Source organism: Chryseobacterium nepalense, assembly GCF_023195755.1.
Classification (GTDB): Bacteria; Bacteroidota; Bacteroidia; order Flavobacteriales; family Weeksellaceae; genus Chryseobacterium; species Chryseobacterium nepalense.
The window spans coordinates 2,071,588-2,095,953 of sequence record NZ_CP096203.1 but is presented as its reverse complement, the minus strand read 5'-3'; the positions used below and the strand labels follow the sequence as shown (position 1 = coordinate 2,095,953).

The following is a 24,366-nucleotide window of genomic DNA, read 5'->3' as shown; positions in this document are numbered from 1 at the left end:
ACTTTTACAAATTTACGAAAATGTCATCATACTACGAATCCCATAAATTTTAAATTTCGTATCTTTGCGCCCATAAAAAGCTCTTTGAATGTTAGGAAGACGACAAATCCGTGAAAAAGTAGTACAGACTGTGTATTCATATTACCAGAATCCTGTTAAGTTTGATGTATTAGAGAAAAACATGTTTACCGGAATAGAGAAGATTTACGATCTCTATATCTATGAATTGAATTTTCTGGTTGCACTGAAAGAACTGGCAGAAAACCAGATCGAAATTGGAAAGAATAAATATATTAAAACCGATGCAGATATTAATCCTAACCAAAAATTCATCAACAATAAGGTTTTGATTAAGCTGGAGGAAAACCCGGAACGGTTATTCTTTACAGGCCAGCACAAGCAGCTTAAGTGGGATTTGCATGACGACCTTCTCGTAAAAACATTCCAGAGAATTACTGCCGGAAAAAGATACCAGGATTTTATGAAGGAAGAATCTTATTCTTTTGAAGAGGATCAGAAGTTTATCGGTAAGTTATTTTTAAGATATATTGCTGAAAACGATGATTTTCATGATTATCTGGGAGACAAGGAGCTTTCATGGTATGATGATATTCATATTGCCAATTCTATGGTTCAGAAAACAATCGGTTTTTTAAAGGAAGATGAAGAAAGCAGAACCTTGATCAAAATGATTAAAGATGATGAAGATAAAACTTTTTCCATCAAGCTTTTAAGAAATACGCTGGACAGCTGGGAAAACAATGAGAAGAAACTGGAAGAAAGACTGGAAAACTGGGATCTGGAAAGGGTTTCACTAATGGATAAAGTAATCCTGTCTACTGCACTTACGGAACTGGATAATTTTCCTTTTACACCTTCAAGGGTGATCATTAATGAATATATTGAGATTGCCAAAGTATTTGCCACGGATCGCTCCAATATTTTCATTAACGGAATTTTGGATAAATACTGTAAAGATTTAAATAGAATATAAATATTTCAATATGAAAAAGACGTTATCAATTATCGCTTTATCAGTAATAGGTTTTGGATTTGTTTCTTGTAAAAAGGAAAACAAAGAAAACCAGGAAAAACTTCTTACCGAAAGACCGGAAATTCACAGAAATGGTCCGGCAGATTCTGCAGGTGCTGCTGCAGCAACTCCTGAAACGGCAGCTCCGGCGCCTGTATCCAACCAGCCTTTAACTACTATTGCTCTTTCTGAAAGCAACTTCGATTTCGGAAAAGTAAAAAAAGGAGATAAAGTGCAGCACGTATATGAAATTACAAATACAGGAAGCAATCCTCTGGTGATTTCAGAAGTAAAACCGGGATGTGGATGTACTGTTCCTGACTTTACTAAAGAGCCGATTATGCCGGGTAAAAAAGGGAAAATTACCCTCCACTTTGATTCTACAAACTTTGATGGAAACGTAAACAAATATGCAGACGTTTTCGCCAATGTAGAAAAAGCTCCTATCAAATTAACATTCACCGCGAATATTCAACCATAATATCATGAATTTATTATCAATTTTTTTACAGGCACCTGCTCAGGGAGGTAACTCTTCCATGATGCTGATTATGATGGGGGTGATGTTTGTAGGTTTTTATTTTTTAATGATAAGACCGCAAATGAGAAAGCAGAAGCAGGAGAAGAATTTCCAGGAAACCCTTAAGGTAGGAACCAGAGTGGTTCTTACTTCAGGACTTCACGGAAGGATTGCTCAGGTTCAGGATGATGGTTTTGTAATCGAAACATTATCGGGAAAGCTAAAGTTTGAAAAAGCGGCTGTTTCCAGAGAATTTACGGAGGCCCGTTTTGGAGATAAAGCCAAAGCTGCTGAAAAAGCAGAAGACAAAAAGGAAATTGAAACGGATAAGAAATAAATCTTTCCGATTTTAAAAGATACTTCGTTTCGGCGGGGTGAGCGAAGCTCACCCCGCCGAAACTTTTTATATCATCAGTCCAAATCAGTAAGAATACGGTTCCCTTATTACCATAGGAGCCAACGAGTGGTTTTAACTGTGCTTATGGATTGTATGAATTGCTTCGGGTATAATACACAGACTGTGACGGGCGGTGCAGATACCCTGCATGGTGCGATGCAGACACCCTGCACCGTACGATGCATACCCTCTGCATGGTACGATGCAGTCATCCTGTGGCGATTGAGTATAACTTCCTTCGTTGTTTTAGAATACGCATTAAAAATTATCTTTGCATTATGAATAAAAACACAAACAAAACGGTTCTTATCTTAGGAGGCAATTCTGATGTTGCAAAGGAAAGTATTAAACAATACCTTCAAAAAGGATTTTTCGTAATGGCGGCATCCCGAAATACAAAGTCACTGGAAGAATTTGTCTCAAAAAATGCTTTCCATGCGAAGGTTACAGTCTTATATTTCGATGCGGTGGATTTTGATTCTCATCAGAAATTTTATGATGACCTTTCTGCGAAGCCTCATATTGTTGTTTATGCTGCCGGCTTTTTAGCAGAAAATGAAAAAGCCCTGCATGATTTTGGAAGTGCAAGACAAATGATGCAGGTAAACTACATGGGCGCTGTTTCCATATTGAATATTATTGCAATGGATAAGAGGAATAAAAGTTTAGAAAGGATTATCGGATTATCTTCTCTGTCGGGAGTTCGCGGGCGGAAAAGTAATTTTGTGTACGGCAGTACCAAAGCAGCTTTTACCACTTATCTTGCCGGCTTAAGACAGGAGCTAAGGCAAAGAAACATTGTTGTCAATGTTTTGGTGATCGGTTATATAAGAACAAAAATCAATGAAGGCTTACAATTAAATGAATCTTTAATAATGGAACCGAATTACGTCGCAAAGTTCATTGTCAATGCCGGAAACTCGTTTGCCATTGTTACGAACTTTAAATGGAAAATGATTTATTGGATATTAAAAGTGCTGCCGGAATCTTTGGTCGCTAAACTACCTTAATTACTTTTTCAATTTAGATTTCATTTTAAAAATATCTAAAATAGCAGGATACTGTTCTGTTTCCTCTTCATTAAGAAGAAAAGTGAATGGAGTTCCTAGGTCAATGAAAATTAAAAGCGTTTTCCCGGAAATACTATAAGTTACTTTTTTCCAAACACTTCTTATATCAAATTGCTCACATTTAATGTAAAATGATTGTTCATCTAAAACAAATTCTATTGTAGGGTCAAATTTTTTAAGCTCAGCAATATGTTGATTTATTTTAGAGTTATAATTTATTTTGTTATAGAAGAATATAATAATGTATAATAGGATGTAGGCTGCAAAAAAATAGGCGATAAATTTCAAATCAATTTTACTTCTGCCGATCTTAAAAACACCATCGATTATAAGCAAAAATACAGTAGCAAATACGAAGTTCTTAAAGAGGTAGGGGAGTTTTTTCTTCCAGGAGTAGTAGAAGTATTTGTCTAACTGTTTTCTTGTGGTTTTTTCATTAAAATTTATGAAAGCTTTGAGGGGCATTTCCATGGTTGAATAATTTGCCCAAAAATAACCAATTACTCCAAGTCCTGCAAGCTCTCCAAAGCCTTCATCATATCAATTCCCTTACCCAGAACCGGTTTAAACAAATCTCCTTTTTCTTTAATTCTTTCCAGAGCATTATGAATATTAAAGTCAGTAGGTTTCATTCCTTTTTTTACCTCGCTCCAGTCCAGCGGCATGGAAACGGAAGCCCCTTCTTTAGGTCTGATGCTGTAAGCACTGGCTAAAGTCTGCCCGGTTCTGTTTTGCAGATAATCAAGGTAAATTTTACTGTTATCTCTTTTCTGAAGGCTTCTTTCCAAAGTTGTGATTTCCGGAAGCTTTTCATGAACCTGTTTCATCAGAATATGTGCAAAATCTTTTACCTGGTCAAAATCGTACTTTCCGCCCATCGGAATATAGACATGAATACCGGTGCTTCCTGAAGTTTTACAGTAGCCTTTAATTTTAATGGCATTTAAAACCTCATTCACCTGTAAGGCTGTTTCGATAACATCGTCAAAAGTATTCTTTTTGGATGGGTCCAGGTCTAACACAAGAAAGTCAGGATGATCCAGGTCGGGCAGGGAAGAATTCCAGGGGTTCATATCAATGCACCCTAAATTATTCAGATAAGCAAGAGTAGCCTTGTCGTTACAGTAAATATAATCAATGTATTTATCGTTGGATTCAGAATAAACCTGCGTTGTTTTTACCCAGTCCGGAATATTGTCACTGGCATCTTTCTGATAGAAACTCTGCTCTTCAATACCATTCGGGAAACGGTTCAGAGAAAGCGGCCGGTTTTTAAGGTGTGGTAAAATATAGTCTGCAACCGACTGGTAATATTCTATGACATCGCCTTTGGTTACGTCATCTTTAGGGAAATAAACTTTATCCTGATTGGTAAGCTTTACCTTATGCCTGTTTAATGTTATTTCCTTTTCGTTTTCGGAAGGACGTGTTTTTTTAGGGGCTGTAGCTTTCATAACTTTTGTATTTTGGGTTGCTTCATCTTTTTCTCCGGCGGTGTTTTTTACTTCTTCAGGTTCTTTATCTTCACGCAGTGCCACGAAAACCGGATGCCGGAAAATGCCGTCTTTTGTGATTTCGGAATATTTAATCTCGCATACCAGCTCCGGCTGGGTCCAGGTTACGGGCATATTGGTTTTAGGCTTAGTTTCAAAAGGGGAATTTTTCACGATGATTTTCTTTAATCTTTCATGAAGTTCTATAATTGATTCGCGGTTGAATCCTGTCCCGGTATGCCCTGAATAAATCAGTTGGCCGTCAATGTATTTTCCCAGGATCAGGGCACCGAAACCTTCCCTTGATCCACGGGGTTCCGTAAATCCGCAGATAATGGCTTCTTCCGTGTTGGTGAATTTTATCTTAAGCCAGTCGGAAGTACGGTGGTTTTCGGTGTAAACGCTGTCTGCCTTTTTGGCGATCATTCCTTCCAGCTTCATTTTTTTCATCTGGTTAAAAAAGGAAATGCCTTTCTCCTGGATATGATCACAATATTTGATAACATCTGTCTCAACCAATGCTTCTTTGAGGAGTTCTTTACGCTGAATCAGCGGAAGCTCTTCCGTAGAATGACCGTTCAGCCAAAGAATATCAAAAACCTGATATACCAGTGCAAGATCCGGATTGTCACCTATTTGCTGAAGCAGCTGGAAATTCGGTCTTCCGTTCTCATCATACGCTACAATTTCACCGTCCAGAATCATCTTATGTTTCTGTACACTGAAATCATTGGCAACTTTTTCAAATTTTGATAAAAAGGAGATCCCGTTTCGGGAATAGAAGAGAGGTTCATCGCTTAGATCGGCAATAGCGCGGTAACCGTCCCATTTTATTTCGAAAACCCAGTCTTCATCGTCAAAGGCTTCAGGATGCGGTTTTGCAAGCATGGGCTTAATGAAATTCTCAAGTTTTTTTTCATCGACTAAAGAATTGAACCGCTGAAACCGTGGTTTTACTTCTTCCTTTACGACTTTTTTTTGCTGACGTTTGGGCTTTTTTTTTCCTCTAAGAATTTAGTGACTTGGGAATTCTTTGAGGTGTTTTCTTCCGCATCGTAATCACTTTCTGCAAAATCATCTTTATGTTTGATGAGCAGCCATGAATTTTCTTCAGTATTTTTCATTTTAACCAAAGCAAATTCGCCTTTCAGTTTTTTACCGTGAAGGATAAATTTTAAAGATCCGGCGTGAAGTTCTTTCAGCAATTCCTTTTCATCAGAAAGCTTTGAGTTATTGTCAAGAGGTTCATATGTTCCGCTGTCCCATATTTCTACCTGTCCTGCGCCGTAGTTACCTTCAGGAATGTTTCCCTCAAAATCTTTGTAATCATAAGGATGATCCTCCACCATCATTGCGAGCCGCTTATCTTTAGGATCTAAAGAAGGACCTTTCGGAACGGCCCAGCTTTTCAACACACCCTCCATTTCCAACCTGAAATCATAGTGAAGCCGCGAGGCGGCATGTCGCTGGATTACAAAAATCAGTTTGTCTTTACTTTTTTTTGTTTTTCCTTCCGGTTCAGTGGTTTCATTAAACCTTCTTTTTGCATTGTAATCTTTTAAGGCCATTATGATGCATTTTTAGATTTTGGACTTTGTAAACTGGCTTTGAGCTGAGCCATAAGGTCAATAACTTTACCTTCTTTTGCGGGTTCAGCTTTTTTCACTTTGATATTTTTACCTTTTGCTTTCTGCTTGATAATTTTCATTAACGATTCAGAATACGTGTCTTTATACATTTCAGGATCGAATTCCTGTGAAAGTTGTTCTATAAGGCTGACAGCCATTTTGAGCTCTGCCGGTTTCGGCGGTTTTTTGGCGGGAATTTTCAGATCGCTGTAATCCCTGATTTCCTGTGCAAATCTGAGACGGTTAAGGACAAGAACATCATCTTTATAGGGCCGTATCATTCCAATCGCTTCACTTTCACGAAGCACAAAGGTTCCTATTCCTACCATTTCTGTTTTAGCCAATGCTTTTAAAAGAAGTCTGTAAGCATTTTCACCATTCTTCTGAGGCTCCAGGTAATAGGGATTTTCAAAATACACGGAATCTACTTCAGATTCTTTTACAAACTGGTCTATTGATAATATTTTGGATTTTTCAGGACTTGCCGCTTCATAGTCTTCTTCATCAAGAATGATGTATTTATCTTCCATGAGATAACCTTTTACAATGTTTTCCCATTTTACTTCCTTTCCTGTGGTTTCATTGACCCTTTTAAAACGGATATTTGAAAAATCTGATTTATCAAGCATATCCAGATCCAGTTTGGTGGTTTCTGTTGCCGAATAAATTTTAACAGGAATATTTACTAAGCCAAAGCCAATGGCGCCGTTCCAGATTGCTTTCATTGTAATTTGATTTAACAAAAATCTACAATGATTGTGCCGTGAGGAAAATATTTACTGAATGTGGTATTTAATTGAAGTTAGCAAGTTAGCTGATAACATACATCCTATTGACTTTGATAGATTGTTCTCGGAAAGTTTGCAGATAAAGTAAAAGCAATTTTTGTAAAACCTAAATCATTAGCTGATATTGATTTTAATTTTGATATACCTGCTGAATCAAATATAGAAGAAGCTAAATTTTAAACGCTTTATTTTATTTACACTCTGAAGGATTAATTGTTTTCAAACCTTACCCTGAAAATACCTCATATTTGACATTTAAAGGAATACTTAAAATATCGAATGGAGGTTTTGTAAAAGAATATAAAAGAAATCTATTGAAAGATAATCTTCAAAAATATGCTTGGATTGTAGCAATTTGACTTTTGTTTTGGGTTGGATATCAAAACCTTTAGTCGATTATATTTTAGCTAATTTTTATAAGTACATATAATAAAAAAGCGGAGAAATAAACCCCCGCTTCTAACTTATGCTTTTAAATTTAGTTTAAGTTCCAGTTCATCCAGCTGTTCATCTGCAATGGCAGCCGGTGCGTCAATCATCACATCACGTCCTGAATTATTTTTAGGGAATGCAATATAATCCCTGATTACTTCATTTCCATCGAGGATGGCTACCAAACGGTCAAAACCGAAAGCCAACCCACCGTGAGGCGGAGCGCCATATTTAAAGGCATTCATTAAGAAACCAAACTGAGCTTCCGCTTCTTCTCTGGTGAAACCAAGCAGATCAAACATTTTAGACTGAAGATCTTTATCAAATATTCTGATGGAACCTCCTCCGATTTCGTTCCCGTTCAACACCATATCGTAAGCGTTTGCTCTTGCTTTTCCCGGATCCGTTTCCAGCAAATGAATATCTTCCGGTTTCGGAGAGGTGAAAGGGTGGTGCATTGCGTGGTAACGTCCGCTTTCTTCTTCAAATTCAAGCAGTGGGAAATCTACCACCCAAAGCGGTGCGAATTCGTTTCCTTTTCTTAATCCTAAACGGTTACCCAGCTCCATTCTTAAAGCGGAAAGCTGTGTTCTTACCTTATTTTCGTTTCCGGAAAGAATCAACATTAAGTCTCCTTCTTTTGCTCCGAACTGTTCAATGATTTTTGCTAAATCTTCCTCGTTGTAGAATTTATTTACCGAAGAAGTCTTCACACCATCATTCTGGAATTTCACCCATACCATTCCTGAAGCACCGATCTGAGGTCTTTTAACCCAGTCAACAAGCTCATCAATCTGCTTTCTGGTATAATCTGCACAGCCTTCTACATTAATTCCGACAACCAGTTCGGCATCATCAAATATCTTAAACTCTTTTCCTTTTACCAAATCATTCAGTTCCACGAATTCCATTCCGAAACGGATATCCGGTTTGTCGTTTCCGTATTTCTGCATCGCATCTGCGAAAGTCATTCTCGGGAAGTCTCCGAATTCCTGACCGGTGATGTCTTTTAGTAAAGTTTTGGTCATTCCTTCAAAAACATTCATTACGTCTTCCTGTTCCACGAAAGCCATTTCACAATCGATCTGTGTAAATTCCGGCTGTCTGTCGGCTCTTAAATCTTCATCACGGAAACATTTTACAATCTGGAAATATTTATCCATTCCGCCAACCATCAATAACTGTTTGAAAGTCTGTGGAGATTGTGGCAACGCATAAAACTGTCCCGGATTCATTCTGCTCGGAACCACGAAATCCCTTGCGCCTTCCGGAGTGGATTTAATTAAAACCGGCGTTTCAACCTCGATAAAGCCGTTATCTGACAGGTAGTTTCTTACTTTCTGAGCCATTTTGTGACGGAAGATCAACTTGTCTTTCACAGGATTTCTTCTGATATCAAGGTAACGGTACTTCATTCGTAATTCTTCACCACCGTCCGTTTCATCTTCAATGGTGAAAGGGGGAAGCTGGGATTCATTAAGAACCGTTAATTTTTCAACAAGAATTTCAATTTCTCCTGTCGGGATGTTTGGGTTTTTACTTACTCTTTCAATAACTTTTCCTGTAACCTGAATTACAAACTCACGGCCCAGTTTTTTTGCATTTTCCATCAGTTCGGCGGTAGAACGCTCCTGATCAAAAACCAATTGGGTAATTCCGTAACGATCACGAAGATCTATCCAAATCATAAATCCTTTATCACGAATGGTCTGTACCCATCCTGAAAGTGTAACTTCTTCATTAAGATTTTTAAGAGATAATTCTCCGTTGTTGTGCGATCGAAACATAATTATTTGTTTAAAGTTCAAGATTTAAAGTTCAGGGTTCTGTGTTCAGTGTTTAAAGTTTTGAAGATCAAGCTTAAAACACCAACAGCAGAAGTTTGAATTTTCCGTGTGCAAAGATATGATTTTTGAAGGTTTTTAAAAGAAATTAATTAATAGTACTGCAAGAATAATTTTTATAAAACCTTTCATATGCCAAGAAATAATCATTTCTGAATATCTATTTTTGCCGGATACAAAATCAAAATCAATGTCAAAATATTTCAAATTTCTGAAGAAAGCGTTAAGCGGTGAAGAAGTAGACTATACAAAAGCGACGATAAGGAGCGCTGTTCTTCTTCTGGCAATTCCGATGATGCTGGAGATGGCCATGGAATCTGTATTTGCATTGGTAGATCTGTATTTTGTAGGACATCTGAAAGAAAGTGGTTTTGCTATACAGACAGTCGGTCTGACAGAATCCGTGCTTTCCGTCATGTATTCTATTGCCATAGGGATGAGTATGGCGGCAACGGCAATGGTTGCAAGGAGGATCGGGGAGAAAAATCAGGAGCAGGCTTCCAGAAGTGCAGCTCAGGTTTTATTGGTTTCCTTTGCGGTCACTTTTATTTTAAGTTTGTTCGGAGTGATTTATGCTGAAGAAATTTTAATTATGATGGGTTCAAAACCTGAAGCTGCATCTTACGGTAAAGAATTTACAAGAATTATGATGGGAAGCAGTGTTATTATCATGTTGTTATTCCTGATTAACGGAATTTTCAGAGGAGCGGGAAATGCTGCCATTGCCATGAAATCCCTTTGGATAGCCAATATTGCGAATATTATTTTGTGCCCGGTTTTAATTAAAGGTTTCGGACCGGTCCCGGCAATGGGATTAACGGGAGCAGCTCTTGCTACAACGATCGGGAGGAGCATTGGTGTCCTTTATCAGCTTTATCATCTTTTAATTGCAGATTCACAAATCAGAATTGAGTCGAAATATTTTAAACCTGATTTTAATATTATTAAATCAGTCATAAAAATTGCCACTCCCGGAATCTTTCAGTTTGTGATTGCTTCGTGCAGCTGGATCTTTCTGGCTCAGCTTGTGGCGACAACCGGTGGTGAAAATGCTTCTGCGGGATATCAAACCGCTTTACGTCTGATGATGTTTTTTATGCTTCCTGCCTGGGGATTAAGTAATGCCGCATCAACACTTGTCGGACAAAACATGGGAGCCGGCGAAATGCTTCGGGCAGAGCAATCTGTTATGAAAACCGTTAAATATAATGTGATTTTTATGATAGTCGTTAGTGTTATTTTCTTTTTTATGGGTGATTTTTTAGCCGGATTTTTCACCAATGAAACTGAAATTAGAAATATTGCCACCAATGCATTGCATATTATGGCTGTTGGATTTATTTTTTACGGAATCGGGATGGTAATGATTAACGCTTTTAACGGAGCTGGTGATACCTGGACGCCAACCTGGGTGAATCTTTGCGGTTTCTGGCTGTTTCAGATTCCATTTGCTTATCTTCTTTCAAAATATTTTGCATTGGGACCAAAAGGAGTATTTATCTCAATTCCTGTTGCCGAAGCTTTAATTACAATAGTTGCTTTTATGTTATTTAAGAAAGGAAAATGGAAAACGGTTAAAGTTTAGGAGTAAGAGGTGGGAGGTGAGAAGTAAAATGTAAGAAGTAAGATGTAAGAAGTAAGAAGAAAGAAGTTAAGTGATGATGAAGATTTTATGATTATCCGCATCGGGCTTTCATCTTTTGATAAAGAATTATAAAAATTTTAACAGCTGATCTTTTTGATTTTAAAGTGGTATTCTCTAATTTCGTAATACAACTAAATTATATTACTATGGGAAAAGGAGATAAAAAATCAAAAAGAGGAAAGATTAACAACGGAAGTTACGGAAAAAGAAGACCAAGAAAATCTTCAAAAACTGTGGCCGCTGCCGAAGAAAAAGCTAAAAGCTAAAAAGACCGGAAACTACTTCCGGTCTTTTTTATGAAGAGGTGTAAAAATTATTTTCCTCCAAAAATATTTCCCAGAATACTTCCGATTCCGCCGCTGTCGCCATCGTTCTTCTGGTTGTTATTATTTCCTAAAACACTGCCGATAATATCATTAAGTGGGTTTGATGAAGAGTTGGACTGTCCGCCCAACACATTTCCTATAATATCATTCAAAGGATTAGACTGCCCATTTTGTGTCTGTCCCGAAGCATTGCCTAGAATACCATCGAGCAAGCCTCCTAAACCGCCGGCTCCCACATTATTCTGTTGTTTCTCTTTTCCGATATATCCCATAATGATCGGTGCGAGCATTGATAACACAGGTCCGATTTTATCGATGGAAATTCCTGTTTTCTGAGATAACTGACTTTCCACGGTCTGCTTTTCTTCTCCAAAAATATGGTTAAGGATAGAGTTTCCTTCGGATTGTCTTGCTTCGGCCTGGCTGACATCATTAAGAATACTTCCGTCATGATCTTTATCCAGCGCAGTATTTAAGGATTCTGCTTCGTTAGGAGACTGCGATTTTTTGCTGAGATAAGAAATAATAAGCGGGGCAGCTACCGCAAGCAATGCAAGTACCTGATTCCTGCTTATTCCGAATTTGTTTTCAGCTCTTTCTGCTACCTGATTGCCGGTGTTTCCGGTGAGTAAATCAATTAAGCCCATAGTTGATGATTTTTATTGTTACTATTCAGATCATCAAAAAATATTCCTAATAATTATATGGATATTAAACCAGGCGTAAATGTCATTTTGCTGTTAATTCTTAACAATGGGTACATTTGAGCAGGCTTCGCCGAACATTAATGATTTTACGATAGGTTTCAGTTGTTCAACAAGCTCAATATAGGCGTTTTCAGGGATTTCTTTGTCCGAACATCCTTTTACCAGGACTCTTTTGCCGCGCATCTCCTCAAAATCATAATTTTTAACTGCGTTATGCATCAGAATTACTTCCAGATCTTCCCGATTTCCAAAGACAATTTTTTTAGCAACATCCGTTAATCTGGCAGTGATTAAAAAGTACGCCCAAAGCGGAACAATAGCATCTGCCGAATTGTAGATGTATATATAAGCATCACGGTATTCTTCAACATCAATCGCTGCAACTTTTTCACGGAAATCTTTCTCTTTTAGAATCATTTCCATAAAAAGAAAATCTTTAAGGTCAAGACCTTTCCTTACTCCTTTCGGTACGAGATCGGTTAGATCAAAATTGATCAGTCCGCTCTCTGCAACTTTATTCCGGATTTCAAATTCTTCTGACATTTTTATCATTATCTTTGAACAAATTTACAAATTAAGATGCAATGAAGTCCTAATTTGTTTTCTATAGCTGTTATAGAAACCTCCCATAATTTCATTTAAAGAATTAAAAAGAGATTCATAATGGCAATTTAAAATTAAAGATTTCACAAGAAATGAAATATTATATCATTGCCGGAGAAGCATCCGGAGACTTGCACGGAAGTAATTTAATGAAAGCGCTGAAACAGAAGGATCCCAATGCGGAGTTCAGGTTCTGGGGAGGCGATCTTATGGCAAAACAGGGCGGGACCCTGGTTAAACATTATCGTGATCTTGCTTTTATGGGCTTTCTTGAAGTTGCCATGAACCTTCGCACTATTCTGAATAATATTAAATTTTGTAAAGAAGATATTCAAAACAATAAACCGGATGTTCTTATTCTGGTAGATTATCCTGGTTTTAATTTAAGGATTGCAAAATTTGCGAAAGAGCAGGGCATAAAGGTTGTCTATTATATTTCACCCCAACTCTGGGCATGGAAGGAGGGCAGGGTAGAGATCATCAGAAAATATGTGGATGAGATGATGGTAATTCTTCCTTTTGAAAAAGATTTTTATAGTAAACACGGTGTTTATTCCCATTTTGTAGGTCACCCTTTACTGGATGCCATCTCTACATTAGAAGAGATTAATACTGAGGATTTTAAAATACAGAACGGGTTAAACGAAAAAGAAATTATTGCATTACTGCCGGGCTCAAGAAAACAGGAAGTAGAAAAAATGCTGCAAATCATGCTTTCAGTACGTCCTTATTTTAAAGAATATCAGTTCGTCATAGCCGGTGCGCCAAGTCTTCCCAAAGAGTTTTACGAAAAATATGTAGATGATAATGTGCATTTTGTGTCCAATAAAACGTACGATCTGCTGAGGTGTTCAAAAGCGGCTTTGGTAACCTCCGGAACAGCGACTCTTGAAACCGCTTTACTGAATATACCTGAAGTAGTCTGCTACCGCGGAAGTAAAGTCTCTTATGCTATTGCCAAAAGGCTGGTGAAGAATATAAAATACATTTCCTTGGTAAATCTCATTATGGATCGTGAAGTAGTGAAGGAATTGATTCAGAATGATTTAAATACCAATAATCTTGTAGAAGAACTGAAAAAAATACTAGCGACCGAAAAAAGATTTGAAGTATTCAGGGATTATGAGCTGTTACGGGAAAAGCTTGGCGGGAAAGGAGCTAGTGAAAATGCTGCAGACGTCATTTTAAACATGTAAAATTTAAATAAATACTCATTAATCGTGGAAAATTTTTCTGCGATTTTTCTTTTACTAAAAGAATTTTGGAAATTTTTTGAAGTTTTTAAATATTGCTGTGCGAATTTTCCATGAAATAAATATTTTTGGGAAAACACAAACTGTTGAAAAAGCAGCCTCTTCTTATTCTTGTTATCTTTTTTATTCTTGGAATTTTCTTTCAGGATACATTTTCTCTTAATGAAACTTATATTTTAACGATTGCAGGAATAATCCTGCTGATTTTAGCTTCAATATTTTTTAAAAACTATTTTCTGCACAGGCTAAAGCCTTATATATTGTGCTCAATGTTCTTTGGAGTCGGAATAATCCTGCATTTTTTAAATACTGATGAAAATCCGGTTTCTGTTGCCGGAAATCACGTCATCACATTCAAAATTTCCGGAAAGTTGAATTCAACCGAAAAGAGCAGGAAATATGAAGCTGTAGTACAAGCCGAAAACAAAATCTTTAAGGCCATTGTTTACCGCCCTAAAATTGAAAAAACACTGGACTTTAATCATTATTACCAGGCAAAAGCTTTTATTTCCAAACCCAAAGCTCCGCAATATGATTTTCAGTTTGATTATTCGAAATATTTAAAACGTAAAAACATTGATTTTCAATGTTATATCAATGATGAGGTCCATGCTGCGGGAAGAAATGATTTAAGTTTGAAAGAAAAGTTTTATCAGAAACGATGGGAAGTTCTCAAGAATATTGACCATACCCATATGTCTTCAAAGGCTAAAGAATTCTTAAAAGGAATTATTCTTGCTGACCGTACGGAAATTGATGTGCAGACGGCTCAGGATTTCAGCAGATCCGGACTGGTGCATTTTCTGGCTATCTCGGGAACACATATTGTTGCGATTTTCGGGTTGTTTTATTTCTTATTGATTAAAATTTTACCGGTAAAGCATAAAAAATATGCGATTGTTTCAAGTCTTATTTTTATTTGGCTTTTTACTGCTTTTATTGGCTTTGGCAGTTCAGTGGTGCGTTCAAGCCTGATGCTGAGCAATTATTTTATTTATGTCCTGCTTCAGCGGAAGTCAGATCTTCTTCATTCTTTGGCGTTGTCCGCATTTGTCATTTTGCTCTCGGATACACAGCAAATATTCGATGTGGGATTCCAGTTGAGTTTCCTTGCGGTTTTAGGAATATTCTGGCTCAATCAACCGATTCTGAATATGCTTCCAAAACAGGACAACTGGCTGAAAAAGGTTATTTTTAATACGGTTTCCGTTTCCATTTCGGCTCAGCTGGCAACGCTTCCTCTTGTGCTGTATTACTTTCATCAGTTTTCATTCATTTCTATTATTGCAAATTTCTTTATTGTTCCTTTTTCTGAGATGATCATTATGTTTTCATTTTTAATGACCACTTTAATAGCTTTCAACATAAATTTCGAATATTTGAATAGATTGTATGAATTTATCATTGACATATTGCTCACGATAATCCATTGGTTTGCCGGATTTAATCATGTTTTTTTTGAAAATATTCCATTGAATTTGCCTGAGGTCTTTTCCCTGTTTTTAATAGTCATGTTGCTAAGACCTGTTATTTTAAAATGTAATCTTAAAAACTTCGTGAGATGTATGATGGCTGTTATTGCTTTTTTTATATTGCGATGGGGTTTTGATCTGTATGAAATGAATAAATCTGAAGTTCTTGTTCATGATTTCTCTAAAAATAAAGTATTATCCATTAAGAAAAATAATGATGCCTGTTTCTGGATTGAAGAAAATTCGGATAAATCTAAAATTGTAAAGTTTGTCATAAACCCTTACTGTGCCTCACGGCGTATAAAAAGAACGGAGATAAGAAGGCTTCCTAATGCAGTTCGAAAAATTGTTTATAAACATAAAATTTATGAAATAAATTAATTTTGATGGGTAATATTTTCCTTTATTTATAATATTTTAAGACTTATTTAGAAAGATTACAAACTGGCTATATGTGAGATTTCTCACTTTTTGTTGTAATTAACATTTCTTAATTTTGTGGAAAATCAAATTTAAACTTATATGGCAGGTTTAACGAGTTCTACAATAGGTAGAAAATATGCTATGGCATTGTCGGCTATCTTTTTGCTGATATTTCTGGTAATGCACCTTTCTGTAAACCTTTTGTCGGTTTTTGGAGCAGATGCTTACAATAATGCTTCGCAGTTTATGGGGTATAATCCTCTTATTCAATTTGTAATGCAGCCGGTATTGATATTTGCTGTTGTTTTCCACTTTGTAATGGGATTTGTTTTGGAAATTAAAAATCAGAAAGCACGTCCTGTTAAATATGAAGCTAATAATCCTTCTCACAATTCTACATGGATGTCGAGAAATATGATTATTTCAGGTGCCGTGGTCTTGGCTTTTATTTTTCTTCACATGTATGATTTCTGGTTTCACGAAATGAACTACAAGTATCTTGACGGGTTGCCAATTGAAGAATCACGCTTCTGGGGAGATCTGCATGCTAAATTTGCAGATGCATGGAGAGTAATTATTTACATAATATCTTTCATTTTGCTGGGATTACACCTGGGACACGGTTTCCAGTCTTCATTCCAGTCTATCGGTGCAAGACACCCTAAATATACTCCTGTAATCATGGCATTTGGAAAATGGTATTCCATCCTGATTCCTGCAGGTTTTATCTTTATCGCAATTTATCACTTTGTAACTCAATAATATCAATATACTAATATGAGTAAATTAGATTCAAAAATTCCGGCGGGTCCTTTAAAGGATAAGTGGAAAAATCATAAGGACCATATGAACCTTGTTGCACCAAACAACAGAGACAAGATTGATATTATTGTTGTTGGAACAGGTTTGGCAGGAGGTTCTGCTGCTGCTACACTAGCAGAACAGGGATACAATGTAAAAGCATTCTGTTATCAGGATTCTCCAAGAAGAGCGCACTCTATTGCCGCTCAGGGAGGTATCAACGCAGCTAAAAATTATCAGGGAGACGGTGACTCTACCTACAGATTATTCTACGATACCATCAAAGGTGGTGACTATAGAGCAAGAGAAGCAAACGTATACCGATTGGCAGAAGTTTCTGCAAATATTATCGACCAGTGTGTTGCTCAGGGTGTTCCTTTCGGACGTGAGTACGGAGGCCAGCTTGATAACCGTTCATTTGGCGGGGTTCAGGTAAAAAGAACATTCTATGCTAAAGGACAGACGGGACAGCAGTTATTATTAGGAGCTTATTCAGCCATGAGCCGTCAGATCGGTAAAGGAAGAATTAAGATGTACAACCGTCATGAAATGATGGATCTTGTGATTGTTGACGGAAAGGCAAGAGGGATTATCGCCAGAAACCTTGTAACAGGTGAAATCGAAAGACATTCTGCACACGCCGTAGTAATTGCATCCGGAGGATACGGAAATGTATATTTCCTTTCTACCAACGCAATGGGCTCCAACGTTTCTGCGGCCTGGAAAATCCACAAAAAAGGAGCGTACTTCGCAAACCCTTGTTATGTGCAGATTCACCCTACATGTATTCCGGTTCACGGAACACAGCAGTCTAAACTGACTTTGATGTCTGAATCTTTAAGAAACTCAGGAAGAATCTGGGTTCCTAAAAACATTGCCGACGCAGAAGCCATCAGAGCAGGAAAGCTTAGACCTGAAAATATTAAAGAAGAAGACAGAGATTATTATCTTGAAAGAAGATATCCTGCTTTCGGTAATCTTGTACCGAGAGACGTTGCTTCGAGAGCCGCTAAAGAAAGATGCGACGCCGGATACGGAATCGAAAACAATGATACTCAGGAAGGCGTTTACCTGGATTTCTCTACAGAGATCATGAAAAAAGGTAGAGAAGCCGCTATTGAAAAGCATATTCATAATCCTACTGATCAGCAGATTTATGATTTAGGAAAAAGCTGGGTTGAAGAAAAATATGGTAATCTATTCGTAATGTATGAAAAAATTACGGCTGATGATCCTTATAAAACCCCAATGAAGATTTATCCTGCCGTTCACTACACCATGGGTGGAGTTTGGGTAGATTACAACCTTCAGTCTACCATTCCGGGATGTTTCGTAATTGGAGAAGCAAATTTCTCTGATCACGGAGCCAACAGATTGGGAGCTTCTGCTCTAATGCAGGGACTTGCAGACGGATATTTCGTGCTTCCTTACACGATTGCAGATTATCTTTCTGCAGACATCAGAACAGGATCTATTCCTACCAATTCTTCATCTTTCGATGAAGCAGAAAAAGGAATCAAAGAAAAAATAGATTTCTTCCTTAATAATAACGGAACACATTCTGTTGACCACTTCCACAAAAGGTTAGGAAACATTATGTGGAATAAAGTAGGTATGGGAAGAACACCTGAAGGTTTAAGAGAAGCCATCAGAGAAATTGAAGAAGTAAGAAATGATTTCTGGAAAAATGTAAAAGTTCCCGGAGATAATGATGGTATGAATACCGAGCTGGAAAAAGCATTCAGAGTCGCAGATTTCTTAGAGCTTGGACAATTGATGGCTATCGATGCATTGCATAGAAATGAATCTTGTGGAGGACATTTCCGTGAAGATCACTCAACTCCGGACGGAGAAGCTGAAAGAGATGACGTAAACTTCAAATATGTAGGAGCATGGGAATATCAGGGAGAAGATATCAATACAGAAGTATTGCACAAAGAAGAGCTGATCTACGAAAATATTGAGGTGAAAACTAGAAGTTACAAATAACAGATATGAAGAGTTTAAAAAAAGTACTTTTGTTTTTTGTAATCCTCTCCGGATGTTCTGTTTTTGCTCAGAAAGTAACAACACAGGCTATTGATAAACCTGCTGAAGGAAAATCTCTGGTGTATATTTTAAAAACAGGAGCGGGTATGCTGCTTAACTTCAGGGTTTATGATAAAGATAAATTCCTGGGAGCTATTCCTAGCGGGAAATATTTAGTTTATGAATGTGAGCCTGGTGAACACGTATTTTGGGCTACGTCAGAAAACAGAGATTATGTTGAAGCCAACCTCGAACCCAATATGGTATATGTGATTAATGCGGAAGGCCAAATGGGAGCTTTCATCGCAAGTGTTAACCTTAGACCTTTGAAACCTACAGAATTCAGAGATAAAAAGCTTTTTTATCAGGTGGTAAAAAATGATACTAAGACAATATATCAGCCATCACAGGACGACAAAGCTGAGAATATCGCCAAAGCAATGGAAAAATATCAGGAGCTGAAAAGCAGAAATTCTAATAAAATTGCAGTTTTAAGTTCAGATATGAAATTTGAAAATGCAGACAAACCAACAAAATAATCTCCAACCTATAAATATAAAATTATGAGTGCAAAAAAAGGCTTACATCTTACGCTGAAAATTTGGAGACAAAAAAATAATAAATCTAAAGGTCAGTTTGAGACTTATAAAATATCGGATGTTTCTACAGATTCTTCATTTCTGGAAATGTTGGACATCCTTAATGAAAATCTTATTAACGAAGGAAAAGAGCCTATCGCTTTCGATCACGACTGTCGTGAAGGGATCTGCGGAATGTGTTCTCTTTACATCAATGGTAGAGCGCACGGTCCGGACACAGGTATTACAACCTGTCAGCTTCACATGAGAATGTTCAAAGACGGTGAGACCATCGTTATTGAACCTTGGAGAAGTGCTGCATTTCCGGTAATTAAAGATTTAATTGTAGACCGAAGCGCATTCGACAGAGTAATGGCTGCTGGTGGTTTTATTTCAGTAAACACTTCAGGAAATACATTGGATGCCAATGCGATTCCGGTTCCAAAAGAAGATGCTGATAAGGCAATGGATGCTGCAGCATGTATCTCTTGCGGTGCCTGTGTAGCTTCTTGTAAAAACGGATCTGCAATGCTGTTCGTGGGTGCAAAAGTTTCTCAGTATGCACTTTTACCTCAAGGTAGAGTAGAAGCCAAGCGAAGAGTGCTGAATATGGTAAAAGCCATGGATGAAGAAGGATTCGGAAACTGTTCCAATACCGGTGCGTGTGAAGTAGAATGTCCGAAAGGAATTTCTCTTGAGAACATCGCCAGAATGAACAGGGAATATATGGCAGCATTTGTTGACAGAGGATAAAAAATTATTAAAATAAAATAAAAGCAGCTTTCATAAGAAGGCTGCTTTTTGGTTACAACAATATTCTTCTGAAAAAAATTAATACAGATGTTTTCAATTTACAAATGGAAACTTATAAACATTTTATATTGTTTTTATTGATTGAATAATCATGGAAAATTAACGTAATTTCAAATACACATTCTAATAAATTTAATTGTTTACTACGCGAAATCATGGCTTTTATTTCTTTTAGTTAAATGTTTCATAAATTACCATGTAATATGATATTTAGTTGAGATGAAAAACTTATTTTTGCGTAATTATAAAATTCGAAATGAAAAAATATCTTTTATTGTTTATCATCGCTGTTTTTGCGATGTCTTGCTCTAAAAAAGTAGAAGTAAAAGGAAAAATTACCGGCGGTTCTCCATTAGAAAGAATCGAATTTATTGAAGCATCAGGTGTTGCTACTTTACCACTGATTAACATTGGGATCAACAAAGACGGAACGTTCTCCGGAAGCTTTGAGGCTCCGAAAAGCGGAATGTATGTAATGTCGTATGGAGGAAAACAAAACCTGATCTATCTTAAAGGTGGCCAGAAACTTGAAATTACAGGCAACGGAATAAGCTTCCCGTCAGAATTTGTGGTTACAGGTGATGCTAAAAATAATAATGATTTCTTTACGGCTACACAAAAATATCTTTCTACCTATGCTCAGACTGTTAATATGAATGAGCTGATGACAAAAGATGAAAAAACTTTTCTTAAAGGCATTGAAAAAGTTCAGGCCGATGTTACTAAAAACATAGAAGAAAACGTTAAAAAATTCAGCCCGGACAACGGATTAGTGGAGTGGAAAAAGAATGATCTTGCAAGCACATTGCTTACGATCCTGAATCAATACGAAATGAGTCACAAACAAATGGGTAACCCTTCATTCAAAGTGACAAAAGCTTTCACGGATTATGAAAACAAGCTTCAGGAAAATAAAGAGGTAATGGTAAAAGAAAATCCTTTCTACAGACAATACCTTTTAACAAAAATGAGCCCGGATTTCCAGAAGTATGCACAAGCAAACAGCGCTGGGAAAACAGATGTTACCACTTCTGAATTATTTTCTGATTATTTAAAGAAAAATCAGAAAGATCTTTCACAAACTGCTAAAGATTACTTATTGGCTTTTGTAATGGCGCAATCTGATATTCATCCGGGAACTCCTGAAAAAACAATAGAGAAAATTAAAAAAATTATCGATACGGATATCAAAGACGCTACCATTAAAGAAGATTTAAAGAAAATTCAGTTTGCTATCAACGGTTTCAAAATCGGAGAACAGGCTCCTGAAGCATCTCTTATCAAAGCAGACGGAAAATCGTACAGTCTTTCTTCAAACAAAGGAAAACCTTACATGATGATGTTTTATGCATCCTGGAATCCTTATATCGGAGAAGCCTCAATTCCTGTTTTAAAAGAAGTTGTGAATTTCTATAAGTCAAAAATGAACTTCGTTTTTGTAAATGTTGATGATACAAAAGATCAGTTTGTAAAAACTAGCAATTCGCTGATGAAAGGAATTACCGGAATCAATGCATACGGTGAAGGCGGATTAAATTCAGATATTGCTAAAAAATATGGAGTGTACGGTTTCAAATTACCATGCTTTATTGTTGTTGATAAAGACGGAAAAATAGCTAGCAAGCCATTCTTTAATCTTGGAGATCCTGAATTGGTAATCGCTCTGGATAAACAAACAGGACTTTCTGCACCAAAGGTAAATCCTAATGCTCAATTGCAGCCGGGATTAGGGATGGATCCTTCTGCTGCACCTCAGCAAGTGCCGCAACAACAGGCAAATCCTCAGCCGGCTCAGACAAAATAATTTAAATTGAATATAGATAAAAACCTTGTCTTCGGATAAGGTTTTTTTTATTGTATTTTTGCAGACCGGAATAGAGTTGTTTTTTTTCGGGCATTTGTCAAAGTTCAGATCTCTGGCAATTTAAACAGTAAAACAGAAAAAATTCTTAATGAAAAAGAGAAATAAGAAAAATATTATTCTTGAAAATATCAGACTTTTAAATGCAGGTGCAAAAGGTGTTGCTATTGGCAGAACCGAAGAAGGAAAAACCGTAATGGTAACGGGTGCAATTCCCGGGGATATCGTGAATGTAAAAGTAAAGAAAGCGAAATCAAAATATTACGAAGGAGAAGCAGTAGATCTTCTTGAAAAATCACCGTACAGGGTAGATCCGAAATGTATCCATTTCGGGGTTTGCGGAGGGTGCAAATGGCAGAATATGAGTTATGAAAAGCAACTGGATTTCAAACAGGAAGAAGTTTATAATAATATCAAGAGAATCGGAGGGATTGATCATTTTGAAACAGTGCCTATTTTAGGTTCGGAAGAGCAGTATTATTATAGAAATAAAATGGAGTTCTCTTTTTCAAATTCCCGCTGGCTTACGCAGTATGAAATCAGTTCGGAAGAAAATTTCGGAAACAGAGATGCGCTGGGCTTTCACATTCCCGGAATGTGGAGTAAGATTCTGGATCTTAAAGAATGCTTCCTTCAGGAGGAACCTTCAAACACCATCAGGCTTGCTGTAAAAGAGTATGCCGTGAAAAATGGTCTTGACTTCTTTGATGTTAGAAATCATGAAGGCTTTCTAAGAACTCTGATGATGAGACAAAACTCACAAGGGGAGTGGATGGTCCTTTTCCAGCTTTTCAGAGAAGAAAAAGAAAACAGGGAAAAACTCTTCCAATTTCTGCTTGAAACATTTCCTCAGATTAAAACACTGGTTTATGCCATCAATCCAAAAGCGAACGATTCCATCTATGATCTGGATATCAACGTTTACTTTGGGGAAGGATATTTAATGGAAGAAATGGATGGCTTGAAATTCAAAATCGGTCCGAAATCCTTCTTTCAGACCAATTACAAACAGGCGCTTGAACTCTACAGAAAAACATTGGAATTTGCAGATTTGAAGGGTGATGAAGTAGTGTATGATCTTTATACCGGAACGGGAACGATTGCTCAATATGTGGCAAGAAAAGCAAAGCAGGTTATTGGGATAGAATCTGTTCAGGAAGCAATTGATGCAGCAATAGAACATGCACAGCTGAATGGGCTTACCAACACAACGTTTTATTGTGGTGATATGAAGGATATTTTTAATGATGAATTTCTTGCCAATCACCCAAAAGCGGATGTTCTTATTACGGATCCCCCAAGAGACGGGATGCATCAGAAAGTGGTAGAGCAGATCCTGAAGCTGGCGCCGCAGAAGGTAGTATATGTGAGCTGTAATTCTGCTACACAGGCGCGTGACCTGGCATTAATGAAAGATCATTATGATGTCGTTAAAATTTTGCCTGTGGATATGTTCCCGCAAACCCACCATGTAGAGAATATTGCATTGCTCCTTAAGAAATAATTTATTTAAATTTGACAAACATCATCTATAATATGAAATCTTTTAAATTTCTGTTTGCTTTATTTTGTATCAGCCTGCTTTTTTCATGCGGTGCTGATGATGATATCTGTGAAAGCGGAGAAGGAACGCCAAGAATGAAATTCTCTTTCCTCAACGCAGAAAACGGTAAAGAAAGAACCCTTGACTCTCTTTATGTTGCCGTAGATTACGGCACCGGAAAAGTTCAGCTGGGGGGTGAGGCGAAAATAACTTCCAGAATAATTCCTTTAAGAGTAGATGATTCACCATATACGGATGTTTACTTTAGAACCACTAATCTGGGAACAGAATCCAGGGTAAGGGTAAATTATACCACCAAAGCTGTTTATGTTTCCCCGGGATGCGGAATTAAAAAAACATATGAAAATTTAAATTCGGTACTAACGACATCTGCAAATGCTCCTGTAAAAGCTATTCAGGACGGACAAAATTTTATTGAAAATGAAGACAAAACCAATCTTTACCTTCTTTTTTAGTGTAATCTATATCCTGAGTTTTGCTCAGAATACCCAGGGAACAAAAAAAGAAAAATGGAAATATGAACCTAATTTTATGGTAGGCGGCGATGTACTGAATGCAGGAGTATCTTTTTTTTCAGACAGAAAGCTTTACCAGGGTTTTATTTCTTCTAAAATAAAAAATAATATTCATGGTATTGTAGAAGCCGGATTTGAATCCAATATTTACCAGAAAAACGGGTATGACGTAAAGGCGAACGGACCTTTTCTGAAAATCGGGGCTTTTTATATGCTTGCAAAAGATCCGGAAAATGAATTTAACGGTTTCTATGCCGGAGGTAAAATCGGAGGATCTTTTTATACTCAGGAATATATGGCGGTTCCTGTCCGCGGTTTTGGCGGGAGTAGCTCTTCTGTTTCTTTTCCGTCTTCTTCACAGTCATCTTACTGGCTGGAAGGAACCATAGGTGGGAGAGTTCAGCTCTTTGAATCCAATTTTTTCATTGATGTAAACCTTCAGCCACGATACCTTGTTGCCACAAGCAAGCAAGAAGATATTCAGCCAATGATTGTACCCGGATTCGGAAGAAGTTCATCAAAATTCAATATGGGGTTCGCATGGAATATTGCTTATAAGTTTTAATGCTGCC

24 protein-coding genes are annotated in these 24,366 nt (G+C 37.1%); 17 read left to right on the top strand and 7 right to left on the bottom strand.

Annotated elements, in window-relative coordinates; translation table 11 throughout:
• Positions 1–88 precede the first annotated feature (88 nt).
• The 5 genes from M0D58_RS09070 (at position 89) to M0D58_RS09050 (ending at position 2,960) form a co-directional block, all read left to right on the top strand.
• Complete coding sequence (locus M0D58_RS09070) at positions 89–994, top strand: transcription antitermination protein NusB (protein WP_248388555.1); 906 nt, start codon at positions 89–91, stop codon at positions 992–994.
• A 10-nt stretch (positions 995–1,004) separates the two neighbouring features.
• A complete protein-coding gene (locus M0D58_RS09065; RefSeq protein WP_248388553.1) occupies positions 1,005–1,514 on the top strand; it encodes a DUF1573 domain-containing protein in 510 nt (169 codons plus the stop codon).
• Positions 1,515–1,518: 4 nt separating this feature from the next.
• Positions 1,519–1,890 carry a preprotein translocase subunit YajC gene (yajC, locus tag M0D58_RS09060; RefSeq protein ID WP_248388551.1) on the top strand — a complete coding sequence of 124 codons (372 nt, stop codon included), beginning with the start codon at positions 1,519–1,521 and terminating at the stop codon, positions 1,888–1,890.
• A 144-nt stretch (positions 1,891–2,034) separates the two neighbouring features.
• Positions 2,035–2,232 carry a hypothetical protein gene (locus M0D58_RS09055; protein WP_248388549.1) on the top strand — a complete coding sequence of 66 codons (198 nt, stop codon included), beginning with the start codon at positions 2,035–2,037 and terminating at the stop codon, positions 2,230–2,232.
• Positions 2,229–2,960 (top strand): SDR family NAD(P)-dependent oxidoreductase, encoded by a 732-nt coding sequence (locus M0D58_RS09050; protein ID WP_248388547.1) that lies wholly within the window; start codon positions 2,229–2,231, stop codon positions 2,958–2,960. The genes M0D58_RS09055 and M0D58_RS09050 overlap by 4 nt, the downstream gene beginning before the upstream one ends.
• Here M0D58_RS09050 and M0D58_RS09045 read toward each other — a convergent pair whose 3' ends face one another.
• The 5 genes from M0D58_RS09045 to aspS form a co-directional block, all read right to left on the bottom strand.
• A complete protein-coding gene (locus M0D58_RS09045) occupies positions 2,961–3,491 on the bottom strand; it encodes a hypothetical protein (RefSeq protein ID WP_248388544.1) in 531 nt (176 codons plus the stop codon).
• Between the two features lie 29 nt (positions 3,492–3,520).
• Positions 3,521–5,401 carry a DNA ligase D gene (gene ligD, locus M0D58_RS09040; protein WP_248388541.1) on the bottom strand — a complete coding sequence of 627 codons (1,881 nt, stop codon included), beginning with the start codon at positions 5,399–5,401 and terminating at the stop codon, positions 3,521–3,523.
• Positions 5,402–5,478: 77 nt separating this feature from the next.
• On the bottom strand, positions 5,479–6,081 hold the full coding sequence (locus M0D58_RS09035; RefSeq protein ID WP_248388538.1) for a DNA polymerase ligase N-terminal domain-containing protein: 603 nt from the start codon (positions 6,079–6,081) through the stop codon (positions 5,479–5,481).
• Positions 6,081–6,866: a non-homologous end joining protein Ku gene (gene ku / locus M0D58_RS09030; RefSeq protein WP_248388535.1), complete on the bottom strand. Its 786-nt coding sequence runs from the start codon at positions 6,864–6,866 to the stop codon at positions 6,081–6,083. Before ku ends, M0D58_RS09035 begins: the two co-directional genes overlap by 1 nt.
• 527 nt (positions 6,867–7,393) lie before the next feature.
• The gene (aspS, locus tag M0D58_RS09025) at positions 7,394–9,148 is read right to left on the bottom strand and encodes an aspartate--tRNA ligase (protein WP_248388532.1); all 1,755 of its coding nucleotides are present in this window, start codon (positions 9,146–9,148) and stop codon (positions 7,394–7,396) included.
• A 247-nt stretch (positions 9,149–9,395) separates the two neighbouring features.
• On the opposite strand from aspS, the gene M0D58_RS09020 reads away from it, so the two are divergent.
• On the top strand, positions 9,396–10,790 hold the full coding sequence (locus M0D58_RS09020) for an MATE family efflux transporter (RefSeq protein ID WP_248388530.1): 1,395 nt from the start codon (positions 9,396–9,398) through the stop codon (positions 10,788–10,790).
• Positions 10,791–10,996: 206 nt separating this feature from the next.
• Positions 10,997–11,116: a 30S ribosomal protein THX gene (locus M0D58_RS09015; protein ID WP_248388528.1), complete on the top strand. Its 120-nt coding sequence runs from the start codon at positions 10,997–10,999 to the stop codon at positions 11,114–11,116.
• A gap of 47 nt (positions 11,117–11,163) precedes the next feature.
• Here M0D58_RS09015 and M0D58_RS09010 read toward each other — a convergent pair whose 3' ends face one another.
• On the bottom strand, positions 11,164–11,823 hold the full coding sequence (locus M0D58_RS09010; RefSeq protein WP_248388526.1) for a DUF937 domain-containing protein: 660 nt from the start codon (positions 11,821–11,823) through the stop codon (positions 11,164–11,166).
• A gap of 93 nt (positions 11,824–11,916) precedes the next feature.
• Positions 11,917–12,426, bottom strand: coding sequence for a DUF2480 family protein (locus M0D58_RS09005; RefSeq protein ID WP_248388524.1), 510 nt, complete (start codon positions 12,424–12,426; stop codon positions 11,917–11,919).
• A gap of 152 nt (positions 12,427–12,578) precedes the next feature.
• Here M0D58_RS09005 and lpxB point away from each other — a divergent pair, with 152 nt between their 5' ends.
• From lpxB to M0D58_RS08955, 10 genes are all read left to right on the top strand, one after another.
• Positions 12,579–13,682, top strand: coding sequence for a lipid-A-disaccharide synthase (lpxB, locus tag M0D58_RS09000; RefSeq protein ID WP_248388522.1), 1,104 nt, complete (start codon positions 12,579–12,581; stop codon positions 13,680–13,682).
• Between the two features lie 143 nt (positions 13,683–13,825).
• Positions 13,826–15,592, top strand: coding sequence for a ComEC/Rec2 family competence protein (locus M0D58_RS08995; protein ID WP_248388520.1), 1,767 nt, complete (start codon positions 13,826–13,828; stop codon positions 15,590–15,592).
• A 141-nt stretch (positions 15,593–15,733) separates the two neighbouring features.
• Complete coding sequence (locus M0D58_RS08990; protein ID WP_248388519.1) at positions 15,734–16,396, top strand: succinate dehydrogenase cytochrome b subunit; 663 nt, start codon at positions 15,734–15,736, stop codon at positions 16,394–16,396.
• A gap of 15 nt (positions 16,397–16,411) precedes the next feature.
• Positions 16,412–18,424, top strand: coding sequence for a fumarate reductase/succinate dehydrogenase flavoprotein subunit (locus M0D58_RS08985; protein ID WP_248388517.1), 2,013 nt, complete (start codon positions 16,412–16,414; stop codon positions 18,422–18,424).
• A gap of 5 nt (positions 18,425–18,429) precedes the next feature.
• Positions 18,430–19,002: a hypothetical protein gene (locus M0D58_RS08980; RefSeq protein ID WP_248388515.1), complete on the top strand. Its 573-nt coding sequence runs from the start codon at positions 18,430–18,432 to the stop codon at positions 19,000–19,002.
• 24 nt (positions 19,003–19,026) lie between these two features.
• A complete protein-coding gene (locus tag M0D58_RS08975) occupies positions 19,027–19,794 on the top strand; it encodes a succinate dehydrogenase/fumarate reductase iron-sulfur subunit (protein ID WP_072883500.1) in 768 nt (255 codons plus the stop codon).
• Positions 19,795–20,110: 316 nt separating this feature from the next.
• A complete protein-coding gene (locus M0D58_RS08970) occupies positions 20,111–21,658 on the top strand; it encodes a TlpA family protein disulfide reductase (RefSeq protein ID WP_248388513.1) in 1,548 nt (515 codons plus the stop codon).
• Positions 21,659–21,806: 148 nt separating this feature from the next.
• Positions 21,807–23,219, top strand: coding sequence for a 23S rRNA (uracil(1939)-C(5))-methyltransferase RlmD (rlmD, locus tag M0D58_RS08965; RefSeq protein ID WP_248388511.1), 1,413 nt, complete (start codon positions 21,807–21,809; stop codon positions 23,217–23,219).
• Between the two features lie 32 nt (positions 23,220–23,251).
• On the top strand, positions 23,252–23,734 hold the full coding sequence (locus M0D58_RS08960) for a DUF6452 family protein (protein ID WP_248388509.1): 483 nt from the start codon (positions 23,252–23,254) through the stop codon (positions 23,732–23,734).
• On the top strand, positions 23,700–24,359 hold the full coding sequence (locus M0D58_RS08955; protein ID WP_248388507.1) for a DUF6048 family protein: 660 nt from the start codon (positions 23,700–23,702) through the stop codon (positions 24,357–24,359). Before M0D58_RS08960 ends, M0D58_RS08955 begins: the two co-directional genes overlap by 35 nt.
• Positions 24,360–24,366: the final 7 nt, after the last annotated feature.

Bases quoted from the DNA above. Each gene is read 5' to 3' on its own strand.
- M0D58_RS09070 (WP_248388555.1), top strand. From the start codon at position 89: ATGTTAGGAAGACGACAAATCCGTGAAAAAGTAGTACAGACTGTGTAT.
- M0D58_RS09065 (WP_248388553.1), top strand. From the start codon at position 1,005: ATGAAAAAGACGTTATCAATTATCGCTTTATCAGTAATAGGTTTTGGA.
- yajC (WP_248388551.1), top strand. From the start codon at position 1,519: ATGAATTTATTATCAATTTTTTTACAGGCACCTGCTCAGGGAGGTAAC.
- M0D58_RS09055 (WP_248388549.1), top strand. From the start codon at position 2,035: ATGGATTGTATGAATTGCTTCGGGTATAATACACAGACTGTGACGGGC.
- M0D58_RS09050 (WP_248388547.1), top strand. From the start codon at position 2,229: ATGAATAAAAACACAAACAAAACGGTTCTTATCTTAGGAGGCAATTCT.
- M0D58_RS09045 (WP_248388544.1), bottom strand. From the start codon at position 3,491: ATGGAAATGCCCCTCAAAGCTTTCATAAATTTTAATGAAAAAACCACA.
- ligD (WP_248388541.1), bottom strand. From the start codon at position 5,401: ATGCTTGCAAAACCGCATCCTGAAGCCTTTGACGATGAAGACTGGGTT.
- M0D58_RS09035 (WP_248388538.1), bottom strand. From the start codon at position 6,081: ATGGCCTTAAAAGATTACAATGCAAAAAGAAGGTTTAATGAAACCACT.
- ku (WP_248388535.1), bottom strand. From the start codon at position 6,866: ATGAAAGCAATCTGGAACGGCGCCATTGGCTTTGGCTTAGTAAATATT.
- aspS (WP_248388532.1), bottom strand. From the start codon at position 9,148: ATGTTTCGATCGCACAACAACGGAGAATTATCTCTTAAAAATCTTAAT.
- M0D58_RS09020 (WP_248388530.1), top strand. From the start codon at position 9,396: ATGTCAAAATATTTCAAATTTCTGAAGAAAGCGTTAAGCGGTGAAGAA.
- M0D58_RS09015 (WP_248388528.1), top strand. From the start codon at position 10,997: ATGGGAAAAGGAGATAAAAAATCAAAAAGAGGAAAGATTAACAACGGA.
- M0D58_RS09010 (WP_248388526.1), bottom strand. From the start codon at position 11,823: ATGGGCTTAATTGATTTACTCACCGGAAACACCGGCAATCAGGTAGCA.
- M0D58_RS09005 (WP_248388524.1), bottom strand. From the start codon at position 12,426: ATGTCAGAAGAATTTGAAATCCGGAATAAAGTTGCAGAGAGCGGACTG.
- lpxB (WP_248388522.1), top strand. From the start codon at position 12,579: ATGAAATATTATATCATTGCCGGAGAAGCATCCGGAGACTTGCACGGA.
- M0D58_RS08990 (WP_248388519.1), top strand. From the start codon at position 15,734: ATGGCAGGTTTAACGAGTTCTACAATAGGTAGAAAATATGCTATGGCA.
- M0D58_RS08985 (WP_248388517.1), top strand. From the start codon at position 16,412: ATGAGTAAATTAGATTCAAAAATTCCGGCGGGTCCTTTAAAGGATAAG.
- M0D58_RS08980 (WP_248388515.1), top strand. From the start codon at position 18,430: ATGAAGAGTTTAAAAAAAGTACTTTTGTTTTTTGTAATCCTCTCCGGA.
- M0D58_RS08975 (WP_072883500.1), top strand. From the start codon at position 19,027: ATGAGTGCAAAAAAAGGCTTACATCTTACGCTGAAAATTTGGAGACAA.
- M0D58_RS08970 (WP_248388513.1), top strand. From the start codon at position 20,111: ATGAAAAAATATCTTTTATTGTTTATCATCGCTGTTTTTGCGATGTCT.
- rlmD (WP_248388511.1), top strand. From the start codon at position 21,807: ATGAAAAAGAGAAATAAGAAAAATATTATTCTTGAAAATATCAGACTT.
- M0D58_RS08960 (WP_248388509.1), top strand. From the start codon at position 23,252: ATGAAATCTTTTAAATTTCTGTTTGCTTTATTTTGTATCAGCCTGCTT.
- M0D58_RS08955 (WP_248388507.1), top strand. From the start codon at position 23,700: ATGAAGACAAAACCAATCTTTACCTTCTTTTTTAGTGTAATCTATATC.